The 10,881-nt window shown below is 42.4% G+C and carries 4 protein-coding genes; all 4 read left to right on the top strand.

Features of this window, described 5'->3' with window-relative positions:
• Positions 1 to 146: 146 nt before the first annotated feature.
• The 4 genes from EL17_RS20310 (at position 147) to EL17_RS20295 (ending at position 10,704) form a co-directional block, all read left to right on the top strand.
• Positions 147 to 3,851: a helix-turn-helix domain-containing protein gene (locus EL17_RS20310; RefSeq protein WP_035078748.1), complete on the top strand. Its 3,705-nt coding sequence runs from the start codon at positions 147 to 149 to the stop codon at positions 3,849 to 3,851.
• A 273-nt stretch (positions 3,852 to 4,124) separates the two neighbouring features.
• Positions 4,125 to 7,196 carry a SusC/RagA family TonB-linked outer membrane protein gene (locus EL17_RS20305; protein ID WP_035078745.1) on the top strand — a complete coding sequence of 1,024 codons (3,072 nt, stop codon included), beginning with the start codon at positions 4,125 to 4,127 and terminating at the stop codon, positions 7,194 to 7,196.
• 18 nt (positions 7,197 to 7,214) lie between these two features.
• The gene (locus EL17_RS20300) at positions 7,215 to 8,765 is read left to right on the top strand and encodes a RagB/SusD family nutrient uptake outer membrane protein (protein WP_035078742.1); all 1,551 of its coding nucleotides are present in this window, start codon (positions 7,215 to 7,217) and stop codon (positions 8,763 to 8,765) included.
• An 88-nt stretch (positions 8,766 to 8,853) separates the two neighbouring features.
• Positions 8,854 to 10,704 (top strand): alkaline phosphatase, encoded by a 1,851-nt coding sequence (locus EL17_RS20295; protein WP_051720233.1) that lies wholly within the window; start codon positions 8,854 to 8,856, stop codon positions 10,702 to 10,704.
• Positions 10,705 to 10,881: the final 177 nt, after the last annotated feature.

Raw genomic sequence — 10,881 nt, 5'->3', positions numbered from 1 at the left:
TCTATAAAAACGCGGCTGTGGGGCTACAGGTGGATCGTCGGCTAAAATACGCCTGATTCCTTCCAATCTCCGCTGGTACATCGGTGGATAATCATATGTTAATATTAGCTTAATTTTAGATCATACGCTTCTCCGTAAATTTGCATATGCCTAATCCAAAGCTTATATCATTCGTTCTTTTAATTTTTTTTAATTTACTTTCCCCCACGCTTTTTAGCCAAAACCTGAAGTTCAAAACCTATCAGGTAGAACAGGGACTTTCCAATAATTCTATAAATGTCATGGCCAATGACCCCTTAGGCGGAATTTGGATCGGTACATGGGATGGGTTAAACTATTTTGACGGAAAAAACTTCACCGTATTTGGGCATCAGCTTGATAATCCCAACAGTTTGGCCGGAAACTATGTCAATGCAATAGTGGTGGATAAATACCATCAGTTATGGGTATGGGCCGACCCAGAAACCATCAGCCTGAAAGTAGGGAAACACGAATTTGATAATTTTCATTTCGACCAAAGAATAACAAACCTAGGTGTGGACAAAAATGGTGAAGTCTTGGTCAAGCTGATGGACCATGGCACTTACATTTTTAAAGACCATTCATTTCAAAAATGCAAGTCATGCGTGTTTTCCCCGTCCGAGCAGAAGAAACAGATTCCCGAAGCCATCGCTAAAGACAAATTACTTTACAGCGCTAAAGACAAAAAAGGCAATCATTGGTGGGGAACACTTTCGCAGGGTTTGTTTTACGCTCCCTACCATATAAACGATAAGGAAAAAAATAACATTCAACAATATAAAGCAGACCCTTTTAATCCTTATGGCTTGAGAAGTAATGAAGTAACGGCTGTGTTAGAAGATGTGTTTGGGAATGTCTGGTTGGGTTTGAAGGATGGGGGGGTATCGAGGGTAATCAAAAATTCAGCCCAGATTAATCATATATTCGCACACCCTGTTTCCCATCCTGAACTCGTAAACGAAACCGTACGGGCCGTGAACAAACAAGTAAACGGTACGCTATGGATTGGCTATTACTCTTCGGGGATATACTATAGGGAAAATGGGCAGGAGGAATTTTCTCCATTACAGTATCCCCAGGAGTTAGCAGATGACAACTGGAAAAGAATCAGGGCAATCTTTGAAGATAGTAACGGGACTGTGTGGGTAGGTACATATCAGGGCATTTTTACGGTCAAAGACCATAGGATTGACAGAATTTTTCACGAGAAAAACGAAAATTCATTTATCAAAAGAAACTACGGATTTGCGGAAGATGTGGAAAACAAGCGCATATGGGTGGCAAGTTGGGGAGGAGCCATGCTTTATGACTTATCGGCAGAGCGTTTTGTACCATTTGAAGGCCAGGATAAAATCCAGGATAAGCATATCAGAGGGGTATATTTTCATGATGGCAAACTGTACCTGACTACAGAAAAAAACGGGGTTTTGATTTGGGAAAATGGCGAAGTTTCCTGTTTTGATAACAAAAACGGTCTCTTGGACAACAGTACTTACTCGGTTTACAAAGATGAGGACACAGGTAATATTTGGATAGGGACCCATGGAGGGATCACCATATGGGACGAATCCAAAGGCAGCAGTACCTACATCACCCAGAATAATGGATTGCTGAGTGACTTGGTATACAGCCTGCACGGCCATGGCGATAAAGTATGGATCAGTACGACCAATGGTATTGGTTTTATAAAAAAATCAGATTTCACTGTTAGGGTATTATTACCCGAAGAAGGGTGGCAGTCGGCAGAATACTCCGAAGGCGCCTCCTTTCAGACGGAAAGTGGATTACTGTATTTTGGTGGTGTAAATGGCCTGAATTATTTTCATCCCAATGACCTGGATCTCAATCAGCCAAATCCGATCCTTAAACTGGAAATGATCACAGAGAATGGCTCAAAGGACCTCCAGGTGGCAGTAAAGCAGATAGCCATAGGGGATATCGCAAAAGATACTATCCTCTACCGGGTCCTGCCCCATGATCCGGAATGGAAATACCTACCCCAATCAAATTTACTGACTATAGATGGTCTGAAGGATGGAAATTACTTGCTGGAGGTGAAAAATAGGCTGGATTATGAATCAGCATCTGTGTCGGTGCCTTTTACTATTAATTCTCCTATTTATACTAAAAAGTATATCTATGTGCTGTCGGGTTTGCTTCTTTCAGCCGTTTTTTTGCTTTTTCGTCAGTATCAATCTAAGAAAGTACAGCAAAAATTAGAAAAAAAAATCATCCAAAGGACCAACCTGATAGCAGAACAAAAGAAAAAATTGGAAGAAAAGAATTTGGCTTTGGATCTCCAAAACCGGGAAATAGAAGCTCAAAGGTCCCGCTTGCTCCAACTTCACAATAGGCAACTGCATCCTGATTTTGAAATGGACAAGTTTGTGGACTACCTGCTCAGAAAGGTCAAATCTCCCCTGGTAGATCTAAAGGGGGTCTTGGAGCAAGCCTCATTCAGAGATCCTTCCGTTAAAGTGAAAGCCCTGAATACTTTGGCACCGCTGCTGAATTTCACCAATGATCTGGAATCCAATACGTCCATTAATCAATTGGATCCACCCTCTTCTTCCCTGACTTTGCTGCCAGATCTTTTTCATTCGCTCAACAAGGATTTTGAACCTACCCTGGCCAAGTATGGTATAAAATATGAATATGCTGAAAACCTTTCTCCAGACTGGGTTTCTCTGGATGTAGTACGGTTGAAGCTGTTTTTCCAGTATCTTTTTAAAGGTTTGATCAAGTTTTTGGACAAAGGTTCTGTGCTGGAAATCAAATTACTTTCAAAAGGGAAACTGCTACAGATTCAGATCATTACCGATAGTAGTACTTTAAAGGATTCCTTGTCAGAATACAGGCAGTTCAATATGTACCATCAATCAGCAAGAAGAATGCTCAATGAGCTTCAAGGCAAAATGACCTTGGAGGGAATAGATGGTAAAGTAGCCATAGAAGTGGACATTCCATATGATCTACTGGCTGAAAACCAGCAACTATTAGAAAATCGGCATTGGAAACATTTGGACCTCAAAGTTCAGGTACCAGAGGGCAAAAAGGTGGTTTTGCTATATGGAAAAAGACATGAAGCGGACAGTTTGGTGAAAATCCTGGATTCCAGCCTGTATTTTCTGATCATAGAGCATGAAATCGACATGATGAGTTCTGCCCTCCAGACGGTAAATATAGATGTTCTTGTCATTTACAATGAAAAGCTCACCGAAAATGTGGCCACGCTATTGAATGCCATCCAGTTAAAGGACAGCTTCGCGGCTATACCCATATTGTATATCTATGAATTTATCTCGCCTTCGTTCCAAGAAAAACTCATGGACATGGGGGTGAATGCATTTTTAAAAATGCCCTCGAGCAGGGCTTTTATAAACAAGACTGTCAAATACCTATTGAAAGAAAGGAAACCGGCAGAAAGTTCATCTCTGGTGGATAGGGTATTCGATGGAAAAGAGAGGGCATATCCGCTCAGCCCCAACGAAAAACTGATGCAGGAAGCACTTATTAAAATCAAAAGAAATTTCACCGCTACTGATTTCAGAATAGAAACACTCTGTGAAGAAATGGGCATTTCCAAAATGAAGCTATACAGGCTCTTTAAAGAGCTGGCCGGAAAAGCCCCTTCGGACATTATTATCCACCTCAGGTTGGATATGGCCTGTGAGCTGTTGCAAAATAGTCAGATGAATATTTCAGAGGTGAGTTACAACTGTGGATTCAACGACCCTAAGCATTTCAGCAAACTTTTCAAGAAGCATTTTGGAACCAGCCCCAAAAATTTTCAGATGCAGAAAAACAAAATTTTATTAACCAGCCATTAACCCATTATTAAGGCAGTATTACTGACCGAAAAGTAGTAAAAACATGATGCTTTACACCACCAGTTTGAAATGAAAGTACACCTATTTTGTATTTAAAACACACCTTTATCTGCTCTTAACCCCCCAATTTGCACTCAGATCAAAAGCAAATTATCATATGAAATCGAGCATGAAGTATCCTTTACACACCGGGATGATTATCGGCCAGAGCCAGATCATCCCGACCTCCGGTACGGGACAAGTTATGACCTTTAAAAAACAAAATATAAGCAGATGAATTTAAAATTTTACACCTTCTTATTACTGTGTGTTTTTGCAGTAATGGAACTACACGCGCAACACACCATCCGTGGCGTAGTAGTAACAGCATCAGACCAGGCGCCTTTCATAGGGGCTACTGTTATGGTCAATGGCAACACCAATCGGGGCACCGTATCCGGTATAGATGGTACATTCTCATTGGATGTCCCATCAGAGACCGGGGAGCTTATGGTTTCATTTATAGGCATGGAATCACAGATTGTAAACTATAACGTAGCAGAATTTATTACCGTCTCACTATCTGAAATGGTGAACAACATGGATGAGTTTATGGTGATAGGCTACGGAACTGCAAAAAGAGCTGATCTGACCACCTCTGTGGGACAGCTGGAAAATGTCGCCAGGACTGTGGACCGACCAGTGTCAAGTGTAAACCAAATGCTGCAGGGTCAAATAGCCGGTGTCACCGTGGTAGCTGCCACAGGAGAGCCTGGAAATGCTCCCCAAGTGGTCATCAGAGGAATGGGGACTTTTGGAAACGAAGCTCCATTATATGTAGTAGATGGGATGCCCTATTATGGAAACAGGATCAATCCCAATGATATTGAGAGTTTGACTGTCCTAAAAGATGCAGCTGCAGCGGCAATCTATGGGGCCCAGGCAGCCTCTGGTGTGATCGTAATCACTACCAAAACAGGTAAAGCTGGAGCACCAAAAATCTCGATGGACGTATATCAAGGAGTGCAGGCTGCATACAAAACCCCAGAAGCGCTTAATGCGACCGAATATGCCACCGCTTATAGAAATGCCGCTGCACATGCCGGCACCATAGCCCAAGCGGCTCACGATCCCGAACAAAATCCATGGGGACAGGTAACTAGAACAAACTGGATGGACGAAATATTCAGAACAGCCGCCGTTTCAAATATAAATTTTCAAATCAGTGGAGGCTCTGATAAGGGTAGGTATAGTTCTTCATTTGGATACCATAAGAAGGAGGGACTTCTGCTGAATACAGACTATGAACTGTTTTCTTTTAGACTTAAATCCGAATATGAAATCACCAATAGATTCAGGGTAGGTCAGAATGTCTATTTCAACCGTGAATTGTCCAGGGGAACCAATACAGTCAGTAGTTACAGCGGGGCCATTATCAATGCAATTTATATGAACCCTGCTGCCCCCGTTTATGATGAAAATGGAAATTTTCATGGTACAGTGCCTTTTGAGTTGTCCCAGTTTGCCGGAGCATATGGAGATACCTATAATCCGGTTTCTCTACTGCTGAGGCCCACTGTCAATTCCCCAAAATTAAACCTAAATGCCATAGCTTATGGTGAATATGATGTGCTGAATGACCTGACTTTTAGGTCTAGCTTTTCTATTGACCTTTGGTCCTGGACAGACAAAAGGTTTTCACCCAGAGCTCCTGAAATCGGCAGGCCTAGCAACATGAATTTTCTGGATCAGGGAGCTGGGAATAGTAGCCGCTGGATCTGGGACCAACAGCTTAATTACAACAAATCTTTGGGAGACCACAATTTTGCCTTGACAGGTGTTTATACTGCCCAATATAAAAGGGAAGAAACTTTCGGTTTCCAAGTGCAGGATTTTGACCGGGAAGATGATTGGTTTCAGTATGCCGGAAATGCAGGAGCGATCTTGAATATCCCAAGTAGCGGGGCCTTTGAAGATGTACTGACTTCTGCGATCGGAAGATTGATGTATGATTATAATGACAGGTATTTTTTGATGGGTAGTATCAGAAGGGACGAGACTTCCAGACTACCTGCAGCGACCAAATCCGATTATTTCTACGCGGCATCCGCAGCATATAAAATATCTTCAGAGCCATTCTTTAATGTGGCTTTTATAGACCTACTAAAAATTAGGGGATCTTGGGGACAGGTGGGAAATATCTCTTCTGTTGGAAATTATGCCTTTAATGTACCCATGTCCTCAGGAAACAATGTCATTCTGGGTGACCCAGGGCTTAGAAACAGGCATTTGTCAATCAACGAAATGACCAATCCCAACTTAAGGTGGGAAAGATCAGAAACGGTCAACGTGGGTATGGATGCGATGCTGTTTTCAAACAGGCTTATGATCGCCGCGGAATATTATGAAAAATATACCCGGGGTCTTATCCTTCGAAATACTCCCGATCCGCACGCTGGTGTACCTATTGGGGCATTAGCAAATGTAGGCACAGTAGCAAACAAAGGAGTGGAACTGAGTATAAATTATACCGGCCAAAAGGGCAGGCTGAACTACAATATCGGTGGCAATGTCGCCACCATCAATAATAAGCTAAGGGATCTGGATGAATTTACTGACAATTTTATCCAACATACACAAAACTTAAGGAGTATCATCTATCCATTCAGAAGTGAACCAGGTCAGCCCTTGTATTCATATCATCTGGTCCCTCATCTAGGCATTTTCCAAAACCAAGAACAGATTGAACAGCATCTGAATGCTGAAGGTGTAAAAATTCAGCCTAATGCCAGACCTGGAGACCTGATTTTCAAAGATGTAAATGGAGATGGGCGAATCAGTGATGCAGATAGGGTTTTTATGGGTAATGCCATGCCTGATATCAATTTTGGGTTGAACATTAGTTTGGAATATAACCATTTTGACTTGCAGCTTCTAGGACAGGGGGTAGCAGGAGTAAAGTTGTTTAACGGGTACAAATTTTCTGCTTACAACGCAGGATTACAGGGCTATAACCTGGACAGAAGGGTATTGGAGGCCTGGACACCCGAAAATCCTGGAGCTACCATCCCGGTGCTTTCCACACAAGATCCCAATGCTAATTTTGGACAGGCATCAGATTGGTACCTGGAAAATGGAGATTATTTAAGAATTAAGAACCTATCCCTGGGATATACTTTCCCTTCATCAATGCTCAATAGGGTCAAAGCTGGAACAAACCTCAGGGTATACCTGGCTGCTGAAAACCTCTTCACAATCACCAATTATTCTGGCCTAGATCCTGAAGTAGGCACCGGCGCTGTCATTGACAACGGGACTTTTCCTGTTCCTAGGACATTCACTTTAGGCCTGAATCTTAATCTTTAACACTGTCAATCAAATCTCATGAAAAATATAAAATACTTATGGATTGCACTGTTTTGCTTCAGTGCATGTAGTGAGGACTTTACAAACCTTACACCTATAGGAGATATTACCACCGGAAACTATTGGAAATCAGAGGAAGATGCCATCAATGCTGCCAATGGCCTGTACCAGCATTGGGACAGCGATCACCTATTTGGTAGGGGTATTATGTATCTAATAGCGGCAAGCGATGATTTTCACCAGGGAAGGGTAGATGCCGCAGCCAGTGCTATCCGAAATTTCCAGGCCAATGGCCAAGAAGGTAGGATAGCACAGATCTATCCGTTGTTTTACACAGTCATCCAAAGAGCAAATTCAATTTTGAGATATGTTCCTGAAATGAACATCGATGTTGAAATAAAGAACAGGGTTTTGGGTGAAGCTTATTTTGCAAGGGCCCATGCCTATATTTGGCTGGCTCCTAGATTTGGTGACTATAGAGCAGGAATTCCTATTATAACAGTAGAGAATATGGATGAACTGAGGTTCTCAAGGCCTTCGCATGTAATGGATAACTACAGAATGATTGAACAGGACCTTCTAAAGGCAGCAGAGCTCCTTCCGTATTTCACCAGTTATCCTTCCAATGAGCTCGGCAGGGCCCATAAAGATGCCGCTCATGCCTATTTGGCAAAAAATGCCTTGTACTGGGCCGCTTATGAAAGCAATAAATGGGCAGATGTGGTCACTTATGCGGATAAGATAATCAACTCTCCAACTGGCAGGGCATTGATCAATACGGGCAATCCAAATGAGGACTTTGCTAGTGTTTTTTATGTAAACAATAATTTCTCTTCCGAATATGTTTACTCCACAGTATCCAGTAAAGAAAGGGGGCAGATCCTACCGGGTGTGATGTTGGAAAATACAGGTTGGGGTCAGTATAACGGTTGGGGAACATTTTCACCTACATTGGAACTTTACAATGCTTTTGAGGAAGGGGATGCTAGAAAAAAGGCCACTTTATTAGTGTTTGGAGATGAATTTACTTTTTTGGGAAATCAAAGAAGGTACTATTCTGGAAATTCCTGGACAGGTATCCAGTTTAATAAATACATGCATCCTTACAGATTTCCGCAGGAAATACACCTTAATCCAAATGGCGATTATCCTACCACTGACTTGAATACGCCATTGATCAGGTTTGCGGAAATCTTATTGATGAAAGCAGAAGCGCTCATCATGCAGGGGCAAAACGGAGATGTACCTCTTAATTTGGTCCGTACACGTGCCGGGCTTGCCCCCAAATCCGGCGCTACACTTGCTGACCTCAAGCAGGAACGGAGGGTGGAGCTAGCTGGAGAATATGCAGATAGACACTTGGATCTGGTAAGATGGAAAGATGCCCAGGCTGCCTACAGCCGCCCGGCCACAGGAAGAAACCATTCTACCAAAACCAATCCAGACTCGGGTTTTACGGTATATGAAACTTGGCCAGCCAGAAGTTTCAATCCGGAGATCCATCACGTTTGGCCTATTCCTCCCAACACCCTATCTGTATCAGGAATAGCCCAGAATCAAGGGTGGTAAAAATACCGATCTTATCACTAAATGAAATGGACGGGCCAAAATTCATATTTTGGCCTGTTTATTTTTGTTATATTTAACCTATATGCAAATGCAGCTTCCCAAAAATCTCATTCTTATCTCTATACTGTACTGCTTTTTTTTGCCGGTTCAAAATACCACGAGGGCCCAACAGTCATTTAAGATCCATAGCCACAATGATTACCTAAACACTGTTCCATTTTGGACAGCTTTTGGGAGCCAAGCAGCTTCCATAGAAGTGGATTTGTTTTTAAGGAACGATTCATTGTTGGTGGCGCACGAGGTAGAGACCATTCATCCAGCGAGAACATTTCAAAGTTTGTACCTAGAGAATATAAGAAAATCAGTTCAACTGGAACTTGAACATAAGCCTTATTTGCTTTTAGTAGATTTAAAAACCGAAGCCGAACCTACTTTAAACCGATTGATGGAGATATGCGAAGGTTATCTGGATATATTGTACAGCCCTTCCAATCAAAATGGAATAAAATTGGTCATTTCGGGAAAGCGGCCTTATTCTGATAGATATAAAAATTATCCTGCTTACCTATTTTTCGATCACCAAGAGCTTACAGACTTAGCGCTACTGGATGTAGACAAAGTAGAGATGATTAGTCTGCCATTTGATAAATTCTCAGTTTGGAATGGGAAGGGTAGGATAGTCGAAGAAGAAAGGCAGGCGCTGAAAGCTGTAATCGATGCTGTGCATCAAATAGGAAAACCCATTAGGTTCTGGGCAACGCCGGATTCCAAAACAGCATGGAAAGCACTTCACGAACTGGGGGTAGACTACATCAATACAGATCATCCATCCGAAGCCAATAAATACCTTGGGAATCTGGCCGATCGATTGGTCATAGGCCAATTGAAAAGTGATATCTATGAACCTCATTTCATGTATGACGGCAAGCAGGCTAAAGTAGATAAGGTGATCCTGCTGATTGGTGACGGAACAGGTTTGGCGCAGCTGAATGCTGGTATGGTGGGTAATGGGAATCAGTTGAACATTTTGAACCTAAAAAATATCGGTTTGGTAAAAACACAGGCCTTGGATGATTTCACCACCGATTCAGCAGCAGGTGGTACGGCTATCGCGACCGGCAAAAAGACGCATAACAGAGGGATAGGGCAAAATGATACGGTGCCTTACAATAATATAACAGCAGCACTATCCGCTTTAAGCTTTTACAATGGTCTGGTATCCAGTGACAATATTACCGGGGCTACGCCTGCGGCATTCTTTGCTCATCAAAAAGACAGGGACAATATCAATGGTATCGGTTTAGATCTGAGCTTAAGTGCTATCAATGTATTTATCGCAGGTGGAAGGAATGATTTTCTACGGTATCAAAATGGTGCTTATGATAGTTTGGTTTCCAATGGTTTTGAGATCATAAGCACTTTAGCGGATATTCAAAATTCAGAATATTTAAAGGTCGGATATTTTGCATCCCACCATGGATTGCCTTCAGTATTGAAAGGGAGGGAAGGTTATTTGGCCCAAGCTACCTTCCAGGCTTTGGAATTTTTAAGGAAAAAGGAGGGGCCATTCTTTTTAATGGTAGAAGGGGCACAGATAGATACAGGAGGACATCAAAATGATGCAAAAAAGGTAGTTGAAGAGGTGATAGATTTTGACCAGGCCGTGGGTGTTGCCTTGGAGTTTGCGGATAAAAACCCAGGGACATTGGTGCTCATTACAGCTGATCACGAAACCGGAGGGCTTACATTGCCTCAGGGTGATGTTTCAAAAAACCTGGTGGAGCTGGAATTTTCAACTGAGGATCATACAGGTATCATGGTTCCGATATTTGCCTATGGTCCCCATGCAGATAGTTTTAAAGGGGTTTATGAAAATACAGAGATCTATGGCAAAATCATGGAGATCATACTAAAATATCATTTAAAAACGGATAGGTAGCTTCATTCCCTGCTGTTTGATACCCCAGCCTTCGGAATTGCAAATTCCGAAGGTCACGCTGCGGCACTACAGCCCCATCGGGGCGGAATAACGTAGCCGGGGGTATAGCCCCCGGTTATAATATGGATTAACCGTTTGTTTTGGCCGCATAAAGTGTTGAACCCATCCGGCCTTCCG

The organism is Anditalea andensis, from assembly GCF_000714815.1.
Classification (GTDB): domain Bacteria; phylum Bacteroidota; class Bacteroidia; order Cytophagales; family Cyclobacteriaceae; genus Anditalea; species Anditalea andensis.
Note: the sequence above shows the minus strand (reverse complement) of the source record. Positions and strands in the feature narration are given on the sequence as shown.

Excerpts from the sequence above, each read along its gene's own strand:
- EL17_RS20295 (WP_051720233.1), top strand. The coding sequence starts at position 8,854 with ATGCAGCTTCCCAAAAATCTCATTCTTATCTCTATACTGTACTGCTTT.
- EL17_RS20305 (WP_035078745.1), top strand. The coding sequence starts at position 4,125 with ATGAATTTAAAATTTTACACCTTCTTATTACTGTGTGTTTTTGCAGTA.
- EL17_RS20300 (WP_035078742.1), top strand. The coding sequence starts at position 7,215 with ATGAAAAATATAAAATACTTATGGATTGCACTGTTTTGCTTCAGTGCA.
- EL17_RS20310 (WP_035078748.1), top strand. The coding sequence starts at position 147 with ATGCCTAATCCAAAGCTTATATCATTCGTTCTTTTAATTTTTTTTAAT.